This is a genomic window from Deinococcus malanensis (assembly GCF_014647655.1).
In the GTDB taxonomy this organism is placed as follows: Bacteria; Deinococcota; Deinococci; order Deinococcales; family Deinococcaceae; genus Deinococcus; species Deinococcus malanensis.
Genome location: NZ_BMPP01000008.1, coordinates 120,362 through 143,236, shown reverse-complemented (window position 1 = coordinate 143,236; position 22,875 = coordinate 120,362). Strand labels below are relative to the sequence as shown.

General features: G+C 65.5%; 24 protein-coding genes and 1 pseudogene. 13 read left to right on the top strand and 12 right to left on the bottom strand.

What is annotated here, in order from left to right; genetic code table 11:
* Nucleotides 1-352: 352 nt before the first annotated feature.
* The 4 genes from dnaK (at nucleotide 353) to IEY49_RS11170 (ending at nucleotide 4,211) form a co-directional block, all read left to right on the top strand.
* Nucleotides 353-2,236, top strand: coding sequence for a molecular chaperone DnaK (gene dnaK, locus IEY49_RS11185; protein ID WP_189008350.1), 1,884 nt, complete (start codon nucleotides 353-355; stop codon nucleotides 2,234-2,236).
* Nucleotides 2,237-2,390: 154 nt separating this feature from the next.
* The gene (locus tag IEY49_RS11180; RefSeq protein ID WP_189008346.1) at nucleotides 2,391-3,041 is read left to right on the top strand and encodes a nucleotide exchange factor GrpE; all 651 of its coding nucleotides are present in this window, start codon (nucleotides 2,391-2,393) and stop codon (nucleotides 3,039-3,041) included.
* A 2-nt stretch (nucleotides 3,042-3,043) separates the two neighbouring features.
* Complete coding sequence (locus IEY49_RS11175; RefSeq protein WP_189008343.1) at nucleotides 3,044-3,250, top strand: VF530 family protein; 207 nt, start codon at nucleotides 3,044-3,046, stop codon at nucleotides 3,248-3,250.
* Nucleotides 3,251-3,290: 40 nt separating this feature from the next.
* A complete protein-coding gene (locus IEY49_RS11170; protein WP_189008341.1) occupies nucleotides 3,291-4,211 on the top strand; it encodes a DnaJ C-terminal domain-containing protein in 921 nt (306 codons plus the stop codon).
* A 137-nt stretch (nucleotides 4,212-4,348) separates the two neighbouring features.
* On the opposite strand, the gene IEY49_RS11165 is transcribed toward IEY49_RS11170, so the two are convergent.
* The 4 genes and pseudogenes from IEY49_RS11165 to fba form a co-directional block, all read right to left on the bottom strand.
* Nucleotides 4,349-4,768: a CBS domain-containing protein gene (locus tag IEY49_RS11165; protein WP_189008338.1), complete on the bottom strand. Its 420-nt coding sequence runs from the start codon at nucleotides 4,766-4,768 to the stop codon at nucleotides 4,349-4,351.
* Between the two features lie 125 nt (nucleotides 4,769-4,893).
* Nucleotides 4,894-7,495 (bottom strand): annotated as a pseudogene (locus IEY49_RS11160) (S8 family peptidase).
* A 146-nt stretch (nucleotides 7,496-7,641) separates the two neighbouring features.
* On the bottom strand, nucleotides 7,642-8,205 hold the full coding sequence (locus IEY49_RS11155) for a hypothetical protein (protein WP_229780746.1): 564 nt from the start codon (nucleotides 8,203-8,205) through the stop codon (nucleotides 7,642-7,644).
* Between the two features lie 232 nt (nucleotides 8,206-8,437).
* Nucleotides 8,438-9,355, bottom strand: a complete 918-nt coding sequence (fba, locus tag IEY49_RS11150) for a class II fructose-1,6-bisphosphate aldolase (RefSeq protein ID WP_189008331.1) — start codon at nucleotides 9,353-9,355, stop codon at nucleotides 8,438-8,440.
* A 95-nt stretch (nucleotides 9,356-9,450) separates the two neighbouring features.
* Between fba and IEY49_RS11145 the strand changes: the two genes are divergently transcribed.
* The 6 genes from IEY49_RS11145 to IEY49_RS11120 all read left to right on the top strand — a co-directional run bounded on the left by IEY49_RS11145 (nucleotide 9,451) and on the right by IEY49_RS11120 (nucleotide 13,308).
* On the top strand, nucleotides 9,451-10,671 hold the full coding sequence (locus IEY49_RS11145; protein ID WP_189008328.1) for an aminotransferase-like domain-containing protein: 1,221 nt from the start codon (nucleotides 9,451-9,453) through the stop codon (nucleotides 10,669-10,671).
* Nucleotides 10,668-10,949: a nucleoside triphosphate pyrophosphohydrolase family protein gene (locus tag IEY49_RS11140; protein WP_189008325.1), complete on the top strand. Its 282-nt coding sequence runs from the start codon at nucleotides 10,668-10,670 to the stop codon at nucleotides 10,947-10,949. Before IEY49_RS11145 ends, IEY49_RS11140 begins: the two co-directional genes overlap by 4 nt.
* Before the next feature lie 15 nt (nucleotides 10,950-10,964).
* On the top strand, nucleotides 10,965-11,828 hold the full coding sequence (murI, locus tag IEY49_RS11135; protein WP_189008322.1) for a glutamate racemase: 864 nt from the start codon (nucleotides 10,965-10,967) through the stop codon (nucleotides 11,826-11,828).
* Nucleotides 11,825-12,574 (top strand): ribonuclease PH, encoded by a 750-nt coding sequence (rph, locus tag IEY49_RS11130; RefSeq protein WP_189008321.1) that lies wholly within the window; start codon nucleotides 11,825-11,827, stop codon nucleotides 12,572-12,574. Before murI ends, rph begins: the two co-directional genes overlap by 4 nt.
* Nucleotides 12,575-12,646: 72 nt before the next feature.
* Nucleotides 12,647-13,003 (top strand): DoxX family protein, encoded by a 357-nt coding sequence (locus IEY49_RS11125; protein WP_189008318.1) that lies wholly within the window; start codon nucleotides 12,647-12,649, stop codon nucleotides 13,001-13,003.
* 110 nt (nucleotides 13,004-13,113) lie between these two features.
* Nucleotides 13,114-13,308 carry a type II toxin-antitoxin system prevent-host-death family antitoxin gene (locus IEY49_RS11120; RefSeq protein WP_189008315.1) on the top strand — a complete coding sequence of 65 codons (195 nt, stop codon included), beginning with the start codon at nucleotides 13,114-13,116 and terminating at the stop codon, nucleotides 13,306-13,308.
* Between the two features lie 32 nt (nucleotides 13,309-13,340).
* Here IEY49_RS11120 and IEY49_RS11115 read toward each other — a convergent pair whose 3' ends face one another.
* The 7 genes from IEY49_RS11115 to IEY49_RS11085 all read right to left on the bottom strand — a co-directional run bounded on the left by IEY49_RS11115 (nucleotide 13,341) and on the right by IEY49_RS11085 (nucleotide 19,512).
* Entirely contained in the window at nucleotides 13,341-14,426 is a 1,086-nt protein-coding gene (locus IEY49_RS11115; RefSeq protein WP_189008313.1) for a GGDEF domain-containing protein, read from the bottom strand.
* A gap of 320 nt (nucleotides 14,427-14,746) precedes the next feature.
* A complete protein-coding gene (locus tag IEY49_RS11110; protein WP_189008310.1) occupies nucleotides 14,747-15,682 on the bottom strand; it encodes a magnesium transporter CorA family protein in 936 nt (311 codons plus the stop codon).
* A 244-nt stretch (nucleotides 15,683-15,926) separates the two neighbouring features.
* Entirely contained in the window at nucleotides 15,927-16,163 is a 237-nt protein-coding gene (locus IEY49_RS11105; protein WP_012694363.1) for a ferredoxin, read from the bottom strand.
* A 71-nt stretch (nucleotides 16,164-16,234) separates the two neighbouring features.
* Entirely contained in the window at nucleotides 16,235-17,050 is an 816-nt protein-coding gene (locus IEY49_RS11100; protein WP_189008307.1) for a nucleotidyltransferase family protein, read from the bottom strand.
* Nucleotides 17,047-18,468 carry a sensor histidine kinase gene (locus tag IEY49_RS11095; protein ID WP_189008304.1) on the bottom strand — a complete coding sequence of 474 codons (1,422 nt, stop codon included), beginning with the start codon at nucleotides 18,466-18,468 and terminating at the stop codon, nucleotides 17,047-17,049. The genes IEY49_RS11100 and IEY49_RS11095 overlap by 4 nt, the downstream gene beginning before the upstream one ends.
* Before the next feature lie 8 nt (nucleotides 18,469-18,476).
* Nucleotides 18,477-19,139, bottom strand: a complete 663-nt coding sequence (locus IEY49_RS11090) for a response regulator transcription factor (RefSeq protein ID WP_189008301.1) — start codon at nucleotides 19,137-19,139, stop codon at nucleotides 18,477-18,479.
* Between the two features lie 34 nt (nucleotides 19,140-19,173).
* On the bottom strand, nucleotides 19,174-19,512 hold the full coding sequence (locus IEY49_RS11085; RefSeq protein WP_189008298.1) for a DUF1232 domain-containing protein: 339 nt from the start codon (nucleotides 19,510-19,512) through the stop codon (nucleotides 19,174-19,176).
* A 481-nt stretch (nucleotides 19,513-19,993) separates the two neighbouring features.
* On the opposite strand from IEY49_RS11085, the gene rplU reads away from it, so the two are divergent.
* The 3 genes from rplU to obgE all read left to right on the top strand — a co-directional run bounded on the left by rplU (nucleotide 19,994) and on the right by obgE (nucleotide 22,016).
* Complete coding sequence (gene rplU, locus IEY49_RS11080; protein ID WP_189008296.1) at nucleotides 19,994-20,296, top strand: 50S ribosomal protein L21; 303 nt, start codon at nucleotides 19,994-19,996, stop codon at nucleotides 20,294-20,296.
* Nucleotides 20,297-20,314: 18 nt separating this feature from the next.
* Nucleotides 20,315-20,590 (top strand): 50S ribosomal protein L27, encoded by a 276-nt coding sequence (gene rpmA / locus IEY49_RS11075; protein WP_012694369.1) that lies wholly within the window; start codon nucleotides 20,315-20,317, stop codon nucleotides 20,588-20,590.
* Between the two features lie 85 nt (nucleotides 20,591-20,675).
* A complete protein-coding gene (gene obgE, locus IEY49_RS11070) occupies nucleotides 20,676-22,016 on the top strand; it encodes a GTPase ObgE (protein ID WP_189008294.1) in 1,341 nt (446 codons plus the stop codon).
* 63 nt (nucleotides 22,017-22,079) lie between these two features.
* Here obgE and IEY49_RS11065 read toward each other — a convergent pair whose 3' ends face one another.
* Nucleotides 22,080-22,856 carry a peptidylprolyl isomerase gene (locus IEY49_RS11065; RefSeq protein WP_189008292.1) on the bottom strand — a complete coding sequence of 259 codons (777 nt, stop codon included), beginning with the start codon at nucleotides 22,854-22,856 and terminating at the stop codon, nucleotides 22,080-22,082.
* Nucleotides 22,857-22,875 lie beyond the last annotated feature (19 nt).

Sequence of the window (22,875 nt, the reverse complement as noted above, 5' to 3'; positions counted from 1 at the left end):
TGGCTGCGGGCATGATCAGATCTGTCCTGTGTCCTCGCCCCTGTAACGCTGAGCATGGAACTGTCTGGCCCCTTTCTGATAAACATCGCTGAGCCTGAATGCCCCGCCTTTCAGAACCAGTCCAGGCGAAGGCCGAGCAGCGGGAGACCTGCTACCCACCAGGGCCCTTCATCGCCAATCCAGTGGTCTGAGCAACCCACAGGCAACACCCGGAGAACCGTGCCCTTCCAATCCTACTTGAGTCTAATACGCTCAAGTCTATTGACTTCCTTCAACTGTAGCCTTATGCTGTCGGACGTTTAGAACTGCTGCCCTGTGGGCTGCAAATCCCTGTCTTTCAAGGAGTCAACTCATGGCTAAAGCTGTTGGAATCGACCTGGGCACCACCAACTCCGTTATTTCCGTCATGGAAGGTGGCCGCCCCGAAGTGATCGTGAATGCCGAGGGCGGACGCACCACTCCCTCTGTCGTGGCCTACAAGGGCGACGAGCGCCTGGTGGGCCAAATCGCCCGCCGTCAGGCCGCGCTGAACCCGGCTGCCACGCTGTTTGAAGTCAAGCGCTTCATCGGCCGCCGCTGGGACGAGGTGAAGGAAGAAGCTGCGCGGAGCCCCTTTAAGGTCAAGGAAGGCCCCGGCGGCAGCGTCCGCATCGAAGTGAACGGTCAGGATCTGGCGCCCGAGCAGGTCAGCGCCGAGGTGCTGCGCAAGCTGGTCAGCGACGCTTCCGCCAAGCTGGGCCAGAAGATTACCGACGCTGTGATCACTGTGCCCGCCTACTTCGACAACTCTCAGCGTGAAGCCACCAAGCAGGCCGGCGAGATCGCGGGTCTCAACGTGCTACGCGTGATCAACGAGCCCACCGCCGCCGCGCTGGCCTACGGTCTGGAGCGTAAGGGCAACGAGACCGTGCTGGTCTTCGACCTGGGGGGCGGCACCTTCGACGTGACCATCCTGGAACTGGGTGACGGCGTGTTCGAAGTGAAATCCACCGCCGGCGACACCCACTTGGGCGGCGCGGACTTCGACCACCGCATCGTGGACTGGCTGGCCGAGGAGTTCAACCGCGAGCACAACTTCGACCTGCGCAAGGACAAGCAGGCCCTGCAGCGCCTGATCGAAGCGGCCGAGAAGGCCAAGATCGACCTGTCCAACGCCTCGGAGTCCAGCATCAGCCTGCCCTTCATCACCTTCGACCCCGAAACCCGCACCCCCATGCACCTGGAGCGGACGCTCTCCCGCGCCAAGTTCGAGGAACTGACCGCCGATCTGCTGCGCCGCGTGCGCAAGCCGGTCGAGCAGGCCCTCAGTGACGCCAAGCTCAGCGCCAGCGACATCAACGAAGTGATTCTGGTAGGTGGCTCGACCCGCATCCCGGCCGTCAAACGCATCGTGCAGGATCTGGTTGGCAAAACCCCCAACGAGTCGGTCAACCCCGACGAGGCCGTGGCCCTTGGCGCCGCCGTGCAGGCCGGCATCATCCAGGGTGACTCCGCGCTGGGTGACATCGTGCTGGTGGACGTGACACCGCTGACTCTGGGCGTGGAGGTCAAGGGCGGCATGATCGCTCCCATGATCACCCGCAACACCACGGTCCCCGCCAAGAAGACCGAGATCTACACCACCGCCGAAAACAACCAGCCTGGCGTGGAAATTAACGTGCTGCAGGGTGAGCGCCCCATGGCCAACGACAACAAGTCCCTGGGCCGCTTCAAGCTCGAAGGCATTCCGCCCATGCGCGCCGGTCAGGCCCAGATCGAAGTGACCTTCGACATCGACGCCAACGGCATCCTGCACGTGACGGCCAAGGAAAAGACCAGCGGCAAGGAAGCCAGCATCCGCATCGAGAACACCACCACCCTCGACAAGAGCGACGTCGAGCGCATGGTCAAGGAAGCCGAGGAGAACGCCGCGGCCGACAAGCTGCGCCGCGAGAAGGTCGAGAAGCGCAACAACCTCGACTCCCTGCGCGTGCAGGCCACCCAGCAGCTTGAAGAGAACGAAGGGGCCGCTCAGGACGCCAAGGATGCACTCAAGGCTGCGGCCGACGAGGCCGAAGAAGCGGTGCGCAGCGAGGACGACGTCCGCATTGAGAGTGCCCAGAAGCGTCTGGAAGAAGAGCTGCGCACCTTCATGACCGCGCAGCAGGCGGCCCAGGGGCAGCCGCAGGGCGCCCAGGCTCAGGGCACCCGGGTCGATGACGACGTGATCGACGCGGACTTCAAGGCCGCCGAGTAAGGCCGGGCCGCGGACACCCGGCAGCGAACAGGCTGCGGGTGTCCGAACCAACGCCCTTCTCTGGCCCCCACACCAGACCACCCCCAGGGGGAGAGGACGGCCCACGAGCCCCCTCTCCCCTATCTTGCAGTGAATGTTCCGGAGGCGACCCCCCATGACCAACGATGACCAGAAAAACACCGGCAGCGGTTCACAGGCCGAAGACACCACCGAGACCCTGAGGCCGGAGATGGACGGCGAGACCAGCGACGTTGAGGTCCTGGACGCCGAGACCGACAACATGGAAGAAGACGCCGACCTGTCGGGCTTCCCTGATATGGACGAGGGCATGTTCGCCCAGGTCCAGGAAATGATGGGCAAGCTGCAGCGCGCCGACGAACTGGAAAAGGAGAACGCGGATCTGCGTCACCGCCTGGGCCGTCTGGCTGCCGACTTCGAGAGCTACCGCACCCGCACCGCGCAGGACAGCGCCGAGGCGCAGGGCCATGGTGTGAGCAAGGCTGCCGAGGCCCTGATGCCGGTCTACGACGACATCGACCGCGCCGTCACCATGGGCAGCGGCGACCCGGCCAAGCTGATTCCGGGCATGCAGGCTGTGCAAGGCAAGGTACTGAATATCTTCTCGGGCCTGGGTCTGGAAGCCACCGGCAAGGAGGGCGAGGCCTTCGATCCCCAGTGGCACGAGGCGATTCAGGTGGTGCCCGGCGAGCAGGACGACACCATCGTGCAGGTGTACCAGCTGGGCTTCCGCATGGGTGACCGACTGGTGCGCCCGGCCCGTGTGGTCGTCAGCAAGAAGGACTGAGCATGACCGACCCGCTGCACGGTGTCACGCTCCAGACCATCGTGGAGCGCCTCGCGGACGAGTACGGCTGGGAGGGCCTGGCCCAGCGGGTCCCGGTGCGCTGCTTCCAGTACGACCCCAGTGTCCAGAGCAGCCTCAAGTTCCTGCGCAAGACCCCCTGGGCACGCGCAAAGGTCGAGGCGCTGTACGTGGACCTCGTTACCCGCTGACCCTCTTCCCTTTCCCTCTTTCCGCCAGGAGGCGACCACCATGGCCTATAAGGATTATTACGACGTGCTGGGTGTCTCGCGTGGCGCGTCCGACGCGGATATCAAGTCCGCCTACCGCAAACTCGCCAAGCAGTTTCACCCTGACAAGAACGCCGGCGATGACAAGGCCGCCGAGCGTTTCAAGGAAATCGGTGAAGCCTACGCCGTTCTGAACGACCCGGAGAAGCGCAAACTGTATGACCAGTACGGGCATGCAGGGCAGGTGCCTCCCGGGGCCTATCCGGGCAGTGGGGGGTTTCCCGGCGCGGATTTCGGCGGCTTTGATCCGGGGCAGTTCAGCGACTTCTTTCAGGGCCTGTTCGGGCAGACCGGGGGGCGTGGCGGCGCCGGTGGATACCGCAATCCGGCCGGGCAGCAGGTCAACATCGAGGATCTGCTGGGCGGACTGGGCGGCGCGGGGCAGAGCCGGCGCTTCGTGCAGAACGTCGAGGGCGAACTGCAGGTCACGCTGGAAGAGGCCTTCAGCGGCTCGGACGAGGTCATCAACGTGGATGGCAAACGCCTGAGCCTGCGCGTGCCGGCCGGCACCCGGGACGGCGCACGTCTGCGGCTGGCTGGTCAGGGCCCTGGTGGGGGCGACGTTCTGCTTACCATCCGCGTGCTGGAGGACGGCCGCTTCGACCTGGACGGCGACGACCTGACCACCAGCGTGGACGTACCCGCGCCGGTTGCCGCTCTGGGGGGGGATGTCAAGGTGCAGACCATTGCCGGCACCACCGGCAACCTCACCGTGCCTCCCGGCAGCAGTGGTGGGCGCAAGATGCGCCTGCGCGGGCAGGGATGGCCACGCAGGGACGGCAGCCGGGGTGACCTCTACGTGCGGCTGAACATCACCGTGCCCAAGGACCTATCCGACGAAGAAAAGGAGCTGTACCGCCAGTTGCGCGATCTGCGCCGCTGAGTCGGCAAACCAGGGAGCGGGCCGCGTCTTATATAAAGACGCGGCCCACTTGAGTCCCTGGTCATCCCAGCAATCTTCTCTGTGTGCCCTGGACCCGCTGTCCACTCATGATGGCGGTCTTCTGGCCAGTTCCCAGTTCACTCCCTGTCCGGCTGGCTGATGCCTTCCAGGGCCTGCTGGTCAGCGTTGGTATCGGTCCGGATGGCCAGATCGCCCAGGCTGACAATGCCCACCACCTTGCCGCCCTCGGTCACCGGGAGGCGGCGAAGCTGCCGCTCGGCCATGGCCTGCGCTGCTTCACGTACGTCTGTGCCCGCATCCATCGTGAAGACCCCGCCCGTCGCGTAGTCGTTGGCGGGCGTACCGTAGTCGTGGCCGTTGGCCACAGCCCGCACCACGATGTCGCGGTCAGTGATGATGCCCCGCAGGGTGTCGCCCTCCATCACCAGGACGTTGCCGATGTCCTGCTCACGCATCAGCGTGGCGACCTCCTTGAGCGTGGCCTGGGAGCCCACCGTCGTCAGTTCACGGGTCATGATCTCGCCTAAAGTCGTCATGTCCGCACCTTAAAGGCCGTTGTCCTTCCCGGTGTAGGAAGAGCCTGAAGGCAGGCATAAGGCCAGAGGGCAACGAAGCAGGACAGACCATGACGGTCTGTCCTGCAGTGTTTCAGGGCGTCAGCTCAGCGCATCAGCCAGTCGAAGCTGGTCTTGATCAGCATGTTGCGGCTGTTGGGGGTCAGGCCTTCCAGACCGAAGCCCATGTTGACGGTGCGGTACTTGCCAGCGTCGTTGGCCACGATGGCTCCGGCATTTTCGCTGGCATTCTGGGCGGTGACGCGGGGACGCTGGGTCTGCGGCTGCCCACCGAAGATCTGATTCAAGACGGTGCCGATCACGTTGGCGGCCAGCTGCTCGACCAGACCGCGCGGCTGCTGCACCTTCTGGGTGGCGCGGTTGCGGTTCGGGTCGACGCGGATACTCTGCGCCGTGATGGTGCCTGCGTTGGCATTGGCACTGCCCCAGCTGGCGACCACACTGCTTCCGCTCAGATCAGCAAGGACATCGGGGTAGTACTGGTTGCCGGCGCTACCCTGGGCATTCAGGTTGAAGGCCGTGTTGCCGAATGCCCCGCGGGTCACGAACTTGGGGGTGCCGCTGCTGTCAGCCACGAAGCGTGTCTTCAGGATGCCGCGGTAGAACTCGCCCGTGCCGATGTCGTAGCCGACGTCCTGACCGGTGACCAGCAGGCGGCCACCAGCAGCCAGGAACTGACGCAGCAGGTTCTGGTCGTTGGCTGTAATGGTGTTCTGGTACTGCTCGCCGGTCGCCCAGATCACGATGTCGGCGCGGTTGAGTTCACTCAGCGGCACCTGACCCTGGGTCTGGGTGTTCCACACGAAGGCTCCGCCAGTCGCCGCGTTGGCCTTGATGGCGTCACGCAGGGCGTTGGTCACGTCGGCACCCTGGCCCATATCGTCATCGACCAGCAGAACTTTGGGTTTCTGATTGCTGGCGGGCGGGGTGGGGGCCGGAGCAGGGGCCGGGGCCGGAGCACTGCCCGCGATGTCCCGGATAAAGCAGCCCTTGAGGCGGCCCACGTAGGGATCACGGCCCCATTCCTGCACGGTGCAGGTAAAACCATCCGTACCGATGCCGGTCAGGTAACGGCCTGCCGTACCGAAGGCGGCTTCCTTGCGGCCAGTGAAGTTACACTTGCTGCCTTCAATGGCGCACAGGGTGTAGCCAGCTGGGCCCGTCGGCTGCGCCGGCTGGAGGCGTTGGCGCAGGGGCTGGTGTGGGCGCAGGAGCGGGTGCTGGGGCAGGAGTGGGCGCTGGTGTCGGAGCGGGGGCGGGAGCAGGCGTTGGAGCGGGTGCCGGGGCCGGCTTGGGAGCAGGAGCTGGTGCGGGGGCCGGAGCAGGAGCCGGTGTAGGTGCTGGTGCCGGGGCAGGTGCGGGAGCAGGTGCCCCAGCCGTCACTCCCAGTTTGCCCAGGGCCCCTGGAATGCTGATCACACCGTAACCGACATTGTTGTTCTTGTTTCCGGCGTTGCTGGCACTCGTATACAACGCATTTTTGATGGCGTCCACGCTGCTGCCGGGCTTCGCCGAGAGCATCAGGGCCACAGCGCCCGCCGCGATGGGACTGGCCTGCGAACTGCCACTCAGGGCGCCGTACTTGTTGCCAGGGAAAGCGCTGGTGATCTCCACACCGGGCGCGGCGATATCGGGTTTAACAAAGACGCCGTTGATCTTGCCGGTCCACGCCACGGGGCCGCGGCTGCTGAAGCTGGCCACATTGCCGCTTTGGTCCACGGCGCCCACACCAATGGAGTCAGGCAGGTTACCGGGGCTGCCGGTGCTGCCAGCGGCGGGGCCGAAGTTACCGATGGCAAATACCGGCACCACCCCTGCCTTAATCATGTTCTGCACCGGCACGATAAATTCGTCGTGGGTGCCGGGAATCCCCAGGCTCATGTTGACCACGTCGGCGCCGTCGTCGGTATCCGCGTTGTTGTCGGGGTCCAGCACGTACTGCATTCCGGCGATCACCTGCGCGAAGGTTCCTTCGTTGTTGGGCAGCACCAGGGCACTGATGACCCTGGCACTCGGCGCGATCCCGACCGAGTCACCGACCAGCAACCCGGCGGTATGTGTGCCGTGATTGGTGGAGTCGTGCGGCTGGCTGCTCACACGGTCACCCTCGGCGTTGAACTCCATAAAGGCAGCCAGCTTCCCGTTCAGCTGCGGGTGACTGGGGTCGATCCCGCTGTCCAGGTGACCGATCTTGACGTTCTGGCCCTTAAAGCCGGCGGCCCAGGCCTGTGGAGCGCCCACCTTCTGAACGTGCCACGGAGTTCCGGCGGCTGCGGCCGCCGTGCTGAGCGCGACGGCTCTGGGCTTGGGAATCTGAACCTTGAAGTTCTCGAAGATGTCCGTTACGAAAGGCAGCGTGGCCAGCGCACGGGCCTGAACAGGCGTAATGCGCAGGTACACGCTCTGGTCGAGCCACAGTTGGGTGGCCTTGCCGGACTTCATGGCCTGTCCTACGACCCCAGCAGGCCCCAGTTGTGCCAGGCGCTGGGCCAGCTGCGCACGCAGGTTCTTCATCTGGCCTCGGCCACGGGCAGTGTTGCCGAAAGCAAAACGGACAATGACCCCAACCTGCGTCTGGTCACCACGTTTGGCGCGTTCCAGCAGCGCGGGAGACAGACCCGCCGCGCTGGCGGTAGACAGGCCGCCCATAGACAGGGCAGCGCCGAGCATCAGCATTTTACGTTTCATGAAAGTCAGCGTAGCCGCCGGCTGGTGACGTGCTCTGAAGGGAGCGTGAGGACACCTTGACCTGCCATCAGTGAACAGTCAGCCTGCGATGACGACGCCGTCATCGCAGGAAACCATATTCGGAGCCCCCAGTTCAGAGCCCTGAATCAGCGGTGGTACCGGACAATGAGCTCGCCCTTGGTAGTAATGCTATGCAGCATGCTGTTGCGGGAATAGCTCAGGATGATGTCTCCATTGCTCAGCTGAAGCAGGTTCAGCACGCCACGCACTCCGTTGCCAGTTGCCGAATTGTTGCCGCGGATATTCCACTGAAAGCCGCTTTTCACGTCCAGCAGCCGGTCCGCCGCGTCGCTGGGCGCCACGCTCGTGGCCTTGGCGCTGAACCCCTCGGGGCCACGCATCTCCCCAGTGCGCAGGTCGATGCTGACGCCCTTGAGGATGCCGTTCATTCCGGGCGCATCACCGAACAACACCCGGTGGCTGTCACGGCTGACCGACATACGGATCGTTCTGTTGGTGGCAGCCAGGGTGGGCTGAAACACCACATAACTCAGGAACTCTTTCTTGCTGATTCCCAGTCGTTCGCTATAGGTCGGCATTTCCCCACGCTGGGCACTGGCCATCACCTGATTGAGTGCCTGTGGATCGCCGCCCACATTTATCACGCGCAGACTCAGGTCCACCAGCGACAGGCTGCTCCGGCGTTCCATCAGAACCACAGTCTGAGATGTCTGAGGCAGCAAAGCTGCCATTCTGGTCTGCCAGCCTGCCGTCAACGGTTGGGCGACCGCCAGCGAAGCCAGTGCCAGGACTGGAACCAAAAACCGTGCCGCCTTCATGCCACGTTGAGCATAAGACGACACGGTGAGAATTCCCGGCGCCCAGCGCTCATTCGGCTTCAGGCGAGGTCAGGCGGAAATCAGGTTGGGAGGGGAACTCCGGTCAGGCTTTGCCGACGCTGCCCAGCACGCCCAGCTTGTGTTCCACAATCTTGCTCATAACCTCGCGGGCTGGTCCCATGATCTTGCGGGGATCGAATTCCTTGGGACTGTTTTTCAGGATCTCGCGTACGCCGACCGTCATGGCCAGACGCAGGTCGGTGTCCACGTTGACCTTGGCAATGCCGTGCTGTGTGGCGCGTTGCAGGTCCTCGTCGGCAATACCGAAGGCGTCCCCGATCTCGCCGCCACAGTCACGGAAACGCTGCACGATCTCGGCAGGAACCCCACTGGAGCCGTGGGCCACCAGCGGAATGCTCAGCAGCTTCTCGATCTTCTCGATGCGCTCGTGGTCGATAAACGGGCGGCCCTTGCCCTTGTAGGCGCCGTGGCTGGTGCCGATGGCAATGGCCAGGTAGTCGGTGCCGGTCTGCTCCACGAACTGCACCGCTTCTTCAGGGTCGGTCAGAAAGGCGTCCTTCTCGTCAACGACGATGTGCTCTTCGATACCGCCCAGACGCCCCAGCTCGGCCTCCACGCTGATGCCCATGGCGTGCGCGGCTTCCACGACGCGCCGGGTTTCCTGGATGTTCTCGGCGAACTGGTGATGCGAAGCGTCGATCATGACCGACGTAAAGCCCATCTTGATGGCCTTCAGGGCACTCTCGTATGAACTGCCGTGGTCGAGGTGCAGCGCGACCGGCACCGTGGCTCGCTCGGCCAGGTCGATGACGATGTTGGCCAGATCCTGACCGCCGTACTTGATCGCACCTTCGCTCATCTGCACCATGACGGGGCTGCGCAGCCGCTCGGCGGTGTGGATGATCGCCTGCGTGATTTCCATGTTGTTGGTGTTGAACGAACCGACGCCGTACTTGCCGGCGCGTGCCGGGACCAGAATGTCGTTACCAGTGACGAGCATATTGTGCCTCCTTTAACGGTTCCTACTTTACCCGCTGCCTCCGATCTGCCAAGCAGGTCTACTGGACGTGCAAGGAGCAGGCGTAGCATGAGCGCATGACGACCACCGCCTTCGACTTCAGCGCGCAGCTGTCTCGCCGGGCCCGGACCATGAACGCCAGTGCCATTCGGGAAATCCTGAAAGTTACGCAGCAGCCCGACGTGATCTCGTTTGCCGGTGGTCTGCCCGCTCCGGAACTGTTCCCGATCGAAGACGTGCGCCGCGCAGCCGACGAGGTGCTGACCCGTTATGGCTCGGCAGCGCTGCAGTACAGCACCACCGAGGGCCACCCCCCACTGCGCGAGTGGATTGCCGTGCGCCACGGGATCCCGGCCGCCAACGTGCAGATCGTGACCGGCAGCCAGCAGGGCCTGGACCTGCTGGGCAAGGTACTGATCGACGAGGGCGACACGGTGCTGGTCGAGGCGCCGACCTACCTGGGGGCGCTGCAGTCCTTCCAGCCGTACCTGCCGCGCTACGCCCAGGTCCCCACGGACGACGGCGGCATTGACGTCAATGCTCTGGAGCGGGTGCTGCACGAACAGCAGGCCCAGGGTCAGCGTGTGAAGGTGCTGTACGCCATTCCCAACTTTCAGAATCCGACCGGGCGGACGCTCAGCCTGGAACGGCGCCAGGCCCTGGTCGAACTGACTGCGCGCCATGGCCTGCTGGTCATCGAGGACGATCCCTACGGGGATCTGCGCTTCAGCGGCGAGCCGGCCCCCAGCCTCTACGAGCTCGGTCTGGCCCACGCCGGCGGCGACCCCGAGCGCAACCACGTGATCTACAGCAGCTCCTTTTCCAAGACGCTGGTGCCGGGCCTGCGCGACGCCTGGGTCCAGGCGGCCGGGCCGGTGATCGCCAAGCTGATTCAGGCCAAGCAGGGCTCGGACCTGCATACCCCGACCTACAACCAGATGATCATCACGGAGCTGCTTCCCATCCTGCCCCGCCAGATTGAGACGGTGAAGCGGGCTTACGGGGAGCGCGGCCAGCGCATGATCGCGCGCATCAGCGAGCATTTTCCGGCGGGGGTGGAGTTCACGCGGCCGCAGGGCGGCATGTTCCTGTGGGTCACGCTGCCTGTGGGCCTGGACACCACGGCGCTGCTGCCCCGCGCGGTGGAACGCAAGGTCGCGTACGTGCCGGGCAGCCCCTTTTTCGCGCTGGGCGGCGGCGAGAACACCATGCGCCTGAGCTACAGCAGCGCGGCCCCGGAGCAGATTGACCAGGGCATGCGGGCCCTGGGCGAAACGCTGCGCGAGGCGCTGGCTTGACGGCCGCCACCCCGGGTGTACTGGCCGAGGTCCGGCGCGAACGCGAGCGGCAGGAGGCCAGGTGGGGTGAGCAGACCCTGGACCCGGCCGTGTGGCTGATGGTGCTGGGCGAGGAAGTTGGGGAAGCCAACCGGGCCGCCCTGGAGCACCGGATGGGCACGCGGGCCGACCTCAGCCACTCCCGCGCGGAACTGGTGCAGGTGGCCGCCGTGGCGGTGCGTGCCATCGAGGCTCTGGACCGGCAGCAGGCGTCACAGGTGCGCAGAGCTCAGGACTGACCTATCATCTCCACGATGAGCAGTGCGGCGCCGGTGGGCGTGTTCGACAGCGGCGTGGGCGGCCTGAGTGTGCTGGCCGAGTTGCGTCGGGCCATGCCCCACGAGGAGTTCCTGTATCTGGCCGATACGGCCCACGTGCCTTACGGCGCGCGCAGCGATGACGATATCCGTGAGCTGACGGACCGGGCCGTGAGCGCCCTGCATGCCCGGGGGGTCAAGGCAGTGGTGGTCGCGTGCAACACGGCGAGTGCCTTCAGCCTGTCGCACCTGCGCGCGCGCTTTGCCATGCCGATTGTCGGGCTCGTGCCGGCCGTGAAACCAGCGGTCGAAGCGACGCGCAGCGGCGTGGTGGGGGTGCTGGCCACGCCAGGAACCCTGCGCGGAACCCTGCTGGCCGATGTAATCCGGCAGTTTGCCGAGCCGGCTGGGGTCCAGGTGCTGCAGGCGGTCAGCCGTGAACTGGTGCCGCTGGTCGAAACCGGGCAGGCCGACAGTCCCCAGACCCGGGAGGTCCTCCGGGATGTGCTGGCTCCGCTGGCCGGGGCGGGCGCCGATCAGCTGGTGCTGGGCTGTACGCACTACCCGTTCCTGGCGGCCAGTCTCCAGGCGGAATACGGCGACCGCTTCGTGCTGGTCGACAGTGGTGCCGCTGTGGCGCGGCATACCCGCAATGTGCTCGCCCGGAACATGCTGCTGACACCGCACACCCGGCCCGGTGGGGTGACCTATCTCGTAACCGGTGACCTGGAAGCGGCGCAGCCGGTCATCACCACCCTGAGTGCACAAAATGTGCACAATAGGGAAGACACTCCCGCAGAGGCTGTCCGCGCTTTTTCTGGGCGGACCACGCCACTGAGAATCGAGCCCATCTACACATGACCAGCGTCCAACCCAACAAGTTTCCCCCCCGCGAAGGCCGGGGCCTGCTCGAGCCGCGTGCGGTCAGCGTCAAACGCGGCGTCAACCCGCACGCTCCGGGCAGTGCCCACCTGATCATGGGGCGCACCGAAATCCTGGCCACCGTCACCCTGGAAGACAAGCCCGCGCCCCATATGCGCGGCAAGAAAGAAGGCTGGCTGACGGCCGAGTACGCCATGCTGCCGCGCGCCACCAACGACCGTCAGGCCCGCGAACGCAACCTGCAGAACGGTCGCCGCCACGAAATCCAGCGTCTGCTGGGCCGCGCCCTGCGCGCCAGTGTGGACCTGAAGTACTTCCGCAACCAGACCATCTATGTGGACTGCGACGTGCTGGTCGCCGATGGCGGCACACGGGTGGCCAGTATTCTGGCGGGTCACGCCGCCCTGCACGACTTCTGCGACCGCCTGATCCACTCCGGGCGGCTCAGCGAGTGGCCACTGACCCATAAGGTGGGGGCCATCAGTGTCGGTCTGGTGGGAGAAGAGGTGCGCGTGGACCTGGACTATGCCGAAGACAAGGTGGCCCGCGCCGACCTCAACGTGGTGGCGACCGACACGGGACTGGTCATCGAGGTACAGGGCGGGGCCGAGGAAGGGCCCATCTCACTGGCGGAGTACAGCCAGTTGCTGAACACTGGTGTGCAGGCCATCCAGAGTGTCATGGGCGATCTGGGCCGTGAGCTGGCCGTTATTCAGGGTGTCTAAAGGTCTGCGGATACGTGGAGCGCGGTAAACTTCCTCGCATCAGCAGTACAGCGTAACTGGAGGGACACAGGCATGAGCGTGACAGGATTTATCGGCCGGGCGCTGCTGGCAAGCGTCTTTATCAAAAACGGGCTGGACCATCTTCAGAACCCCGACCCGATCGTGCGGGCCGCACACGGTGCCGAGGTTCCCGAGCCTGAACTGGCCGTCAAGCTTGGCAGCGCTGTGATGGTAGGCGCCGGCGCCCTGCTGGCCGTGGGCCTGGCCCCCCGCGCAGCCAGCACCGCCCTGGCGGCCACCCTGATTCCCACCACCGTGATCGGCCATCCCTTCTGGGACCGTCAGGGCCGCGAGCGCGAACAGCAGCGCACCCAGTTCATGAAGAACCTGGCGCTGTTCGGCGCCCTGCTGGCCGTCGGTCTCGACTGAGCGCCGGCGCGCCCCTGCAGTTCCTGCTGCGCCCTGCTCTGTCTGCAGCACCCTGAAGCCGTGGGTGCTGTCCCGTCTCAGTTCCCCTGAGTCCGCAAAGAGGTGATCCCATGAGTCCAAACCGACTGCCCAGCTGGTCCTATGCCGACGCGCAGGCCCGTCTCAATGAACTCCTGGAACGGGCAGCCGACGGCGAGCCCCAGCGAATTACCCAGCCGGACGGCAGCGTGATCGTCATACTGGCCACGCGCACAGCCCAGGCACAGGTCAGCACCACGCAGACCACGCCAGACAGTCCCAGCTGATTCCACCAGCCACGGACCGTGGCCAGCCCGGTTCAGGCCGCCTGCACCTGATTGCGGCCGGCGTGTTTGGCGGCGTACATCGCTTCGTCGGCCCGCTTGAGCAGGGCCTGTAGGCTTTCACCCGGCTGAGCCTGTGTGACGCCCAGACTGATGGTCACCTGAACCGGCAGGTCATACCTGACGTCTGTCACAGCATGCCGGACGCGTTCGGCCACGCCCTGGGCCTCTGTCACGGCTGCTGCGGGCAGGATTACCAGAAATTCCTCGCCGCCCCAGCGGCCGAACAGGGTCCCGCGACGCAGGGTGCCGGCGACGGCGGCGGCTGTACGCTGCAGCACCTCGTCGCCGTAGTCGTGCCCGTAGGTGTCGTTGATCTGCTTGAAGCGGTCCAGGTCAAACAGAATGACGCTGAGCGGCTCACCGGTCGCCTCGGTGCGGTCCAGCCGGCTGGTCAGCCACAGCATCAGCTGCCGCCGGTTGGCGACGCCCGTCAGTACGTCGAGGTAGCCGGCTCTGGCCTCGCTCTGCGCCTCGGCAATGGCCGTGACGTAGCGGTTTTGCAGGACGCCGAACAGCAGAAAGAAGCTGATAAAGGTAGCATGGGTCAGCAGCACCTGAACCAGCAGCACGGAGTTCTCGCGTTTGAGGCCGGCAAGATCCACGCCTGTGGTCACATAGCTCAACACTATGGCGGCCAGAGCGCCAAAAACACCAAGTGACGCACCCAGAGCCGCCCGGCCCGAAAAGGCCAGGAAGGCCACCACGTAGGCCAGTGGCAGCCAGTACGAGTAGCTTCCCAGGCCGTTGGCAATGTGCTGCACCACCACGGCCTGAGCAAATTTGTAGATGCCTGTACCAGCCAGAATCAGAAAATGTATGCCTCCCACCAGGGCGTACTGCTGGGGAAAAGCCCTGAGCCACAGGAGGAACACCACGTTCTTGACGATCAGAAAGGCCAGGCCTGTCTTGACGCCAACCGTCCAGTTCAGTGGAAAACCCACGATCAGCGCGAAGACCGATGTCACCAACGAGATTGCGATCACAGCCCGCAGCGCCTGCCGACGAAACTGCTGTTCGTGAAGGGAAGGCATTTCGGTCTGGAGGGCGGCAGGAAGCACTTGCGCGACCCTATCCCGGGCTGCCTGACAAAAGCCTCGCAGACAGGCAAAATCAAGACCGGGCTCCCCGATCACATGTTCCGGTCCTGCCCGGGGTCCTGTCTGAAGATCCGGGGCAAGGAAAGAACGGACCCGTCAGCCACGTGCCACGCGTATGGTGTGGTCCTGGCCAGGGGCACGGCTGCCCAGTCAGAAATCAGCTGCCTCCGGAGCGGGTGGCACCACGCCTGTGCGGATCAACAGCGTTGCCTTTGCCTTTCTCTGCCACACAGAAAGCTCCGCTCCGCCCGGACAGCCGGACATTTTTTCGATCAGCGGCCCTAGAACACGCGCCAGCGGTAGAACAGGTAGGCCAGGGTGCCGGACAGCGTGATCGCAATGGCCAGCACGAACCACATGCCGACCGGACTTTCCTGAAACGGCAGCGGCACGTTCATGCCAAAGATGCTGGTGATCAGCGTGGGGATGGCCACCAGAATCGTGGTCACGGTCAGGACCTTGACCACCTGATTGACGTTGTTGCTGATTACGCTGGCAAAGGCGCCGGCCATGCTGGTCAGAATGTTGCTGGCGATCGAGGCCATCTCGATGGCCTGCAGGTTCTCGATCAGCACGTCGTCGAGCAGATCCGAGTCTTCCTCGTACATTTCGAAGATGCGGTCGCGTTTGACGCGCTCCATCATGGCTTCGTTGGCCTTGAGACCGGTCATGAAGTACACCAGGCTCTTTTCCAGCTTGAGCAGGTTGAGCAGCTCGCGGTTCTGCTGGCTGTTTTCCAGCTTGTCCTCGATGGTATCCACCCGCTTGTTGATCTGGCGCACGTCGATCAGGAAGCGCTGGGCATTGCGCAGAAACAACTGCAGGGTCAGGCGGTTTTTCTTGGCCGTGCTGACCCGCCGCACCAGTCCGCTGATCACGTCCTTGATGACCGGGTTTTCGGGCAGCGCACAGACAGTGACCAGGCAATGATCGGTGTGCAGAATACCCAGCGGCACGGTGTCATACAGAATGTCGCTGTCCTCGGGCAGGCGGTAGCTGGTCTGCATGATGATCAGCAACTGTCCGTTATCGCGCTCGAAGCGTGAGCGCTCGTCCGGGTCCAGCGGATAGCTCAGGTAGTCCAGATCCAGCCCGGTCTCGCGGCTGATGCGGGCCAGTTCCTCGGCACTGGGGTCGGCGGCATTGATCCAGCAGCCGTCGATATAGCCGTCTACCGTGGTCAGTTTTCCGGCGATGCTGCGGTAGTAGGTCAGCACGGGCCGCCCCCCGTGTTCACGCGTGATCTGTTGTCGGTGTGGCGCATGGCGTCCTCCGGTGGTGGGATGGCGTGAAAGGTGTACTGGGCGGTTCCTGCTCCGGGTGTTCGTTCACGTCATCACCTCCTGTCCGGCGCGCTACGCGGGCGCGGTCATGCTAGCCGCGCAGATGGGCCGGAAGCAAGAGGGGCCCACAACAGAACTCCCGGCCTGTTCGTGGCCGGGAGTTAGGGAGCGCTGAACTTCAGAGCCCGAAGTGTTCGCGGTTGCGGGCGATAAAGGACTCCTCGCCGGCAGGCACGTCCTCTTCCGGAAAGATGGCGCTGACCGGGCAGGCGGGCACGCAAGCGCCGCAGTCGATGCACTCATCCGGGTGGATCAGAAACATCTCGCCCGCGTCGTAGATGCATTCCACGGGGCAGACTTCGGTGCACGCCTGGTCCTTCGTGCCAATGCAGGGGCTGACGATCACGTGAGGCATGGGGCACAGTATGCACACGCCCGCATGTGGGCGCAAGGGCAACAGGTTAGCCTTTTTTCACGTGCAGAGGCTTAAATCTGAGCGCTGCACTCGGATTTTAGGGTGGCCGGCTCCAGGGCCGGCAGGTGGGCCTCGGCCAGCGTCAGGTCCTCTTCCTTGTCCACGTCGGTACCCACTGCCGCGTGCGAGGTAATCAGCGCGCGGGCCGGGACACCCAGCACCTGCGAGACTTTCTGCTCCAGCTTATCCACACTCAGGCGGCCAGTCAGCAGACGCAGCAGCACCCCGGGTCCGATCAGGACCGCCAGCTTCCAGGGCGTCTTGCGGGCGTCAAGCACCTCGCGCAGCCGGGGCAGGAACTGGGAGATCAGCGCCGGGTCCAGCAGAAACAGGTTTCCTCCGGTGAAGGTGCCGTCGCGCACCCGCACGTAGGTCCGTTTGACCCCAGGGTAAGCGGCCTCACAGGCCTGCTTTGTCACCACCGGATACACCAGGGCGGCGTCGGGAGCGCTGTCCAGCACCTCGCACAGCTGCTGCGCCCGCAGCATTGGAATATCCGCGGTGACTACCAGAACCCGTTCACCGGGGCGCAGGCCGGCCACGCGCAGGGCCTCGACTCCCGCTTCCAGGTTGCTCAGCAGGGTGCCATGGTCGGTGACCCGCAGGTCCACCAGGGTGTCCAACTCGGGCGTGGTCGGCCCCACGTAGGCGATCCGGGCCACGCGCCCGCTGCCGCGCAGAGCACGCAGCACGTGGGCGGCCATCGGCTCTCCACGCAGTGGAATCAGGGCCTTGACCTGCACGCCGTGCCGCGCCGCAAACGAGTCGCCGGGATCGCCGCCGCCCAGCACCACGGCACTCCAGCTTCCGCCCGCCAACGCTGTCATGACGAGAGCGTACCAGAGGTGTATACCGCAGGAAGCCAGAGCACGGCGGTAAACCCCCCACCGGGGGCACTGCGCAGGGTCAGGGTCCCGCCGTGCAGTTCGGCGGCGCGGCGGGCCAGCGCCAGCCCCAGACCGTGTCCGCCCAGCCCCAGATGGTCACCTGTGCGGCTGGCGTCGGGCCGGTAGAAGGCCTCCCCCAGCCGAGCCAGTGTCGCTTCGTCCACCCCGGGGCCGTCGTCGCGGACGGTGACCGCCGCGCCCGTCGCGTCTTCGCTGACCGTCACCGTGACGGTGGCTCCTGGGGCGTGCCGCACTGCGTTCATGGTCAGATTCCACACCGCCTGGCCCAGCAGCACCCGGTCCCCCTGCACCGTCACCGGCTGCGGGGCATGCAGGTCGACGTCCGCCTCGGTCAGCTCGCGGGCACGGTCCACGGCATCGGCCGCGAGGTCGCGCAGCGGCACCGGCGCGCGGGCCACCGCGCTGGGATCGCGGGCCAGCAGCAGCAGATGGTTGGTCAGGGTAGCCAGCCGGGTCAGGTCGGTACCGATTTCCCGGAGGTCACTGCGGTAGCGCGCGGCGTCGCGGTCCCGTGCCAGGCTGCCTTCCACCCGGGCACTCAGGGCCGCCAGCGGGCTGCGCAGGTCATGCGCGGCGGCCCGCAAAAACGCCTGCTCGCGGTCACGGGCGTCGGCCAGCCGCTCGAAACTCCCTTGCAGGGTCAGCGCCAGACGCGAGAGTTCGTCCGTGGTGCCGGCACCCGGCAGGGCACGGCGCAGTTCACCGCTTTCCCCCACCTGCCGCGCGGCCTGCTCCAGGGTCCGCACCGGGCGCAGCAGCCGCCCGGCCACCGTCCAGCCCACCCCCAGCGCGAGCAGCAGTGAGACCGGCAGCAGCCAGGCCAGGGCGCGCGCGAAGGCCCGCTGCGCGTCGCTCAGAGCGCGGGCATCGGTGGCCACCTGCAGCAGCGCCTGGTTGCCTAGCAGGGGCCGGACCAGGATCAGGTGGGTGCCTCCCACCGTGAGGTATGCACCGGGACGCAGGTCGCGGCGGACGCCCTCAGGAAAGCGCGGGGTCTGCACCTGGGCCAGTTGACCCCCCTGGTGGGCGACCACCCGGACGTCCAGGTCGCGGCGGCTCTGGGGGTCGTTCTCCAGCAGGCGCTGCAGGGTGGCCACGTCCAGCTGGTAGCCCAGCAGCAACGCCACGCCGCTCTCGGCCTGACGGCGCAGGGTGTCCTCTACCCGGCCGTGCACCGCCGTCGTGGCGCTCAGCAGCCGCTGCTCCTGGGCCTGACGCAGAAACCGGCCCACCGCCACGAACAACCCGGCCGCCACCAGCAGCGTGGCCAGTCCGGTGGCCAGCGCGGCCCAGAGCGCCAGCCGCGCGCGCAGGGTCAGGGGCGGGAGCAGGCGCACGGCCACCTTTAATTCTCGGCCCGGTAGCCCCGGCCCCGTTCGCTGGTCACGGCCTCAGGAGCCAGCTTGCGCCGCACGTAACGCACGTATACATCCACGATGCGGGCCTCACCGCCGAATTCCGGACCCCACACCCGGTCCAGCAGTTCCTCACGTGTGAACCAGCGTTCGGGGGCCAGGGCCAGCGCCTCGATCAGGGCGTACTCGCGCCCGGTAACCGCGACCTCTTGGCCGTCCCACCCGACGGTGCGGGCCACCGTGTCCAGGGTGCCGCGTCCACCGGCAAACGTGACCCGTGGTGCGCCCTGTCCCCGTTCACGGCGCGACAGGGCCCGCAGGGTCGCCAGCAGTTCGGGCATGGCGAAGGGTTTGACCAGATACGCGTCGCCTCCCAGATCCAGACCCTCGATCCGGTCAGCAAGCTCACTGCGTGCGGTCAGAAACAGGATGGCGGAGTCCACGCCAGCCGCCCGCAGTTCCCGGGCAACCTCAAAGCCATCCAGACCGGGCAGCATCACGTCCAGCACGATCAGGGGGTACTCCCCCAGCATGGCCGCTTCCAGTCCCTCGGGCCCGCTCTGCGCCCAGGTGACCACATACCCGGCTTCCCGCAGGGCCCCGGCGGTGGGCTGGGCAATCCGCGGGTCATCCTCGACGAGCAGCAGGCGCATGACGCCCAGTCTAGGGGTGCGGGTTAGCCGGGTGTTAGGCGCCCAGCAGCGTCCACAGCAGCACACCTGTGCCCAGAAGAACCAGCAGCCCCAGCGGCAGCACCCAGGGCAGCCGGGCGGCACGCGCCTGGGCCTGCTGCAACACGGGGGCCGGCAGTCGCCGCGCCGCCAGGGCCAGCACCGTGGGCACGATCAGGGCGTCATCGACCACACCCAGCAGCGGAGCCAGGTCAGGCAGCAGGTCCACCGGGCTGACGGCATACACCAGTGCCAGCAGGGCCGCCAGCCGCGCCTGGGCAGGAGTGCGGCGGTCACCCAGCGCCAGCAGCAGCGCCAGGGCGTCACGCCAGATCAGCCGGAAACGGGTCAGCACAACTCCCTATACGCGGCTTCCGGGGGTGGGGTTCCGGCGGCCAAGTGTGCGACCAGACGTGCCGGTCCCTTTGCTGGCTGCTATGCTGGCGGGCGCAGCGGTATCTCCCTTGCAGGAGGCCGCCCGGAGGTTACAGGACTTGAGGCTCGCGCCCACGCGAGTCCACGTGTACCGCGAGGACACGTCAGACAGAACGGGAACACGCACGCAACACACCACTCACCCTGCCCGCAGGGTGACGTTGCTTGCTCCAGACCCGTTCCGGCCGCTTGTTCTGCTCCGGTTCGGGGTGTTCCCGTCTACCCAGACGCGCCCGGTTTGTGCTACAGTTTTTGCTTGGTGATCCGTGCCTTTTCAGGCCGGGTGCGCGAGCAGGATCCCTAGGTGCATCTTGACCGCTTCACAGGGCAGGGTTCATAGGGCAAAGCCCCCTCCGCTGGCAGCGTTCCAGCGGCCCGGGCGGCAGCAGGAGGAAAGACCGATGTTTGCAATCATTCAGACCGGCGGGAAGCAGTACCGCGTGCAGGAAGGCGACGTGATCCGCGTCGAGAACCTTAAGGGCGAAGCGGGCGACAAGCTCGACCTGACCCCTCTTTTCGTGGGCGGCGACCAGGCCCTGTTCGGCGATGCCGTCAGCAAGTTTGTCGTGAACGCTGAGGTCGTCGAGCACGGCCGAGGCCCCAAGATCTACATCCGCAAGTACAAGAGCGGCGTTCAGTACCGCCGCCGTACCGGCCACCGTCAGGATTACACCGCCATCAAGATCCTTGGGATCAAGGGCTAAGGGGAGGACTGAACTCACATGGCACACAAGAAAGGCGTAGGTTCGTCAAAGAACGGACGTGACAGCAATCCCAAGTACCTGGGCGTGAAGAAGTTCGGCGGCGAGCAGGTGCTGGCCGGCAACATCCTGGTCCGCCAGCGCGGCACCAAGTTCAAGGCTGGTGCCAACGTGGGCATGGGCCGTGACCACACCCTGTTTGCCCTGGAGCACGGCAAGGTCGTGTTTACCAACAAGGGCAACAAGGGCCGCTTCATCAGCATCGAAGTCGCCCAGACCGAAGTCGCTGCCGACTGACCGGAGGCATGAGCCCCCGGCGCCCTGCCCGCAGATGGGCGGGGCGTATTTTATTGTGTAGGGCAGCAAGCCAGGAGGACGCAGCATGGCGTTTCGTGACGTACTGAACATTGAGGTGGCCGCCGGCAACGGCGGAGACGGCAGCATGAGCTTCCACCGCGCCAAATTCATGGAAAAAGGCGGCCCGGACGGCGGGCACGGCGGCAAGGGCGGCAACATCATCCTGCGCGCCATTGAAGGGGTCGAGAGCCTGGAGCGCCTGGTGGGCCGGCGCAAATTCAAGGCCCCCAACGGCAACTACGGCGAGGGCCGCCTGCGCCAGGGGGCCGATGGCGAGGACATCTACATCGATGTGCCGGTCGGCACCACCGCCTTCGACGAGGACACCGGCAAGGTCATTGCCGACCTGGTGCGCGTCGGGCAGGAGAAGGTCGTCGCCCGGGGCGGTCTGGGGGGGCGTGGCAACAGCACCTTTACCAGCAGCACCCGGCAGGCCCCGCGCTTCGCGGAATTGGGGACCCCGGGCCAGAAGCGCCGCGTGCGCCTGGAACTGCGCCTGATCGCCGACGTGGGACTGGTCGGCTACCCCAACGCCGGCAAGAGCAGCCTGCTCGCGGCCCTGTCACGGGCCAACCCCGCCATCGCGGACTACCCCTTTACCACCCTCTCCCCCATCCTGGGCGTGGTGGACCGGATCGACAGCCGCGGCGAGCCGCTTGACGAGCGCTTCACACTGGCCGATATTCCCGGAATTATCGAGGGCGCCAGCGAAGGCAAGGGCCTGGGCCTGGAATTCCTGCGCCACATCAGCCGCACCCGGGTGCTGGTGTACGTACTGGACGTGACGCGTGACCCGGTCGAGGAACTGCGCCAGCTTCAGGCTGAACTGCAGGCCTACGATCCCACCCTGCTGGAAAACGTCGCCCTGATTGCCCTGAACAAGGTCGAGCTGGTGGACGCTGACCTCGCCGCGATGGTCGAGGACGAACTGGCCCAGTACGGCCTCCCGGTGCTGAAGGTCAGTGCCAAAGAAGGTGAGGGCCTCAGCGAACTGCGTGAGATCACCTTCCAGATGCTGCCTGACCGCGAACTGTGGGCCCAGGACCGCGCGCTGGAGGTCGAGTCCGAGAACGTGGTGGCCGAGCCGCTGCGGGTGGTGTTCCGCCTGGACCCACCGGCCCAGGGCGTGGGAATTGTCAGCAGTGGCGCCCCCGAGCGCGTCTGGGAAATCCACGGTGGCGGCTTCGAGGAACGCATCGTGCGCTTCTCACGCTACCTGGAAGACGCGGCCGAGTATCTGGGCAACCTCTTCAAACGCCAGGGCCTGTACAACGCGCTGAAAAAGGCGGGGGCGCGCGAAGGCGACACCGTCGAGATCGGCACCTTCCGCTTCGAGTACTTCAACGATGAGGACGAGCAGGACTGAGGCCACAGACAAACCAGTGGGCGAGGTGGGGAATTCTTCCACCTCGCCCGCTCTCATTTCTGGTTATCCCTTGGTCGCGATCCGTATGGTCAGGATCCTGTCTGCCACGGCGCCGGCGACCTCCTCGTTGCTCTCGTTCATGGTACGGGTCAGCTTGGGCAGCAGATCGTCGCCCTGAACCACCTTGCCGAAAATGGTGTGCTTGCCGTTCAGGAAGTCGGTGGGCGCAAAGGTGATGAAGAACTGGCTGCCGTTGGTCGCCGGGCCGCTGTTGGCCATGGCCAGGATGCCGGGGCTGTCGAAGGTCAGCTTGGTGCGGAACTCGTCGGCAAACTGGTAGCCGGGCCCGCCGGTCCCCCATTCGGCCTTCTTGGCCTCGTCCACGCTCAGGGGGTCGCCGGTCTGGGCCATGAAGCCCTCGATGACGCGGTGAAAGCGGATGCCGTCGAAGTAGTGATTGCGCGCCAGGGTCACGAAGTTGTTGACGGTCACCGGCGTTTCCTGCTCGTAGAGGTCGGCCACGATCTGCCCACGGTTGGTGTCGATGACCGCGTAATAGTCCTTGCCGTCTTCCAGGGTCACGTCCGGCTCGGCCTTGAATTCGCGCACCGGCTTGTCACTGACGAAGGGCACCAGCGTAAAGCCCGCCGGAAGGGCTGCTGGGGCCTTGACCTCCGGCGTGCTTTTGGCTTCAGTGGCCGGTTTGGTCTCGGCTGTCTCGGTGGTCTTGGCCGTTTCCGTCTTGGTGGTTTCGGTCTCGGTGGTCTTGGTGGCCTCGTCCTTTTTCTGACAGGCGGTCAGGGCCAGCAGGCCACAGAGCATCAGGGCAGCATGTTTCATGTCTCCCCAGTCTAGCGGC

Bases quoted from the DNA above. Each gene is read 5' to 3' on its own strand.
- IEY49_RS11180 (WP_189008346.1), top strand. From the start codon at position 2,391: ATGACCAACGATGACCAGAAAAACACCGGCAGCGGTTCACAGGCCGAA.
- IEY49_RS11170 (WP_189008341.1), top strand. From the start codon at position 3,291: ATGGCCTATAAGGATTATTACGACGTGCTGGGTGTCTCGCGTGGCGCG.
- IEY49_RS11105 (WP_012694363.1), bottom strand. From the start codon at position 16,163: ATGCCTCACGTGATCGTCAGCCCCTGCATTGGCACGAAGGACCAGGCG.
- IEY49_RS11100 (WP_189008307.1), bottom strand. From the start codon at position 17,050: ATGACAGCGTTGGCGGGCGGAAGCTGGAGTGCCGTGGTGCTGGGCGGC.
- IEY49_RS11090 (WP_189008301.1), bottom strand. From the start codon at position 19,139: ATGCGCCTGCTGCTCGTCGAGGATGACCCGCGGATTGCCCAGCCCACC.
- fba (WP_189008331.1), bottom strand. From the start codon at position 9,355: ATGCTCGTCACTGGTAACGACATTCTGGTCCCGGCACGCGCCGGCAAG.
- IEY49_RS11165 (WP_189008338.1), bottom strand. From the start codon at position 4,768: ATGACGACTTTAGGCGAGATCATGACCCGTGAACTGACGACGGTGGGC.
- IEY49_RS11065 (WP_189008292.1), bottom strand. From the start codon at position 22,856: ATGAAACATGCTGCCCTGATGCTCTGTGGCCTGCTGGCCCTGACCGCC.
- obgE (WP_189008294.1), top strand. From the start codon at position 20,676: ATGGCGTTTCGTGACGTACTGAACATTGAGGTGGCCGCCGGCAACGGC.
- dnaK (WP_189008350.1), top strand. From the start codon at position 353: ATGGCTAAAGCTGTTGGAATCGACCTGGGCACCACCAACTCCGTTATT.
- IEY49_RS11125 (WP_189008318.1), top strand. From the start codon at position 12,647: ATGAGCGTGACAGGATTTATCGGCCGGGCGCTGCTGGCAAGCGTCTTT.
- IEY49_RS11145 (WP_189008328.1), top strand. From the start codon at position 9,451: ATGACGACCACCGCCTTCGACTTCAGCGCGCAGCTGTCTCGCCGGGCC.
- rpmA (WP_012694369.1), top strand. From the start codon at position 20,315: ATGGCACACAAGAAAGGCGTAGGTTCGTCAAAGAACGGACGTGACAGC.
- rplU (WP_189008296.1), top strand. From the start codon at position 19,994: ATGTTTGCAATCATTCAGACCGGCGGGAAGCAGTACCGCGTGCAGGAA.
- murI (WP_189008322.1), top strand. From the start codon at position 10,965: ATGAGCAGTGCGGCGCCGGTGGGCGTGTTCGACAGCGGCGTGGGCGGC.
- IEY49_RS11175 (WP_189008343.1), top strand. From the start codon at position 3,044: ATGACCGACCCGCTGCACGGTGTCACGCTCCAGACCATCGTGGAGCGC.
- IEY49_RS11120 (WP_189008315.1), top strand. From the start codon at position 13,114: ATGAGTCCAAACCGACTGCCCAGCTGGTCCTATGCCGACGCGCAGGCC.
- IEY49_RS11155 (WP_229780746.1), bottom strand. From the start codon at position 8,205: ATGGAACGCCGGAGCAGCCTGTCGCTGGTGGACCTGAGTCTGCGCGTG.
- rph (WP_189008321.1), top strand. From the start codon at position 11,825: ATGACCAGCGTCCAACCCAACAAGTTTCCCCCCCGCGAAGGCCGGGGC.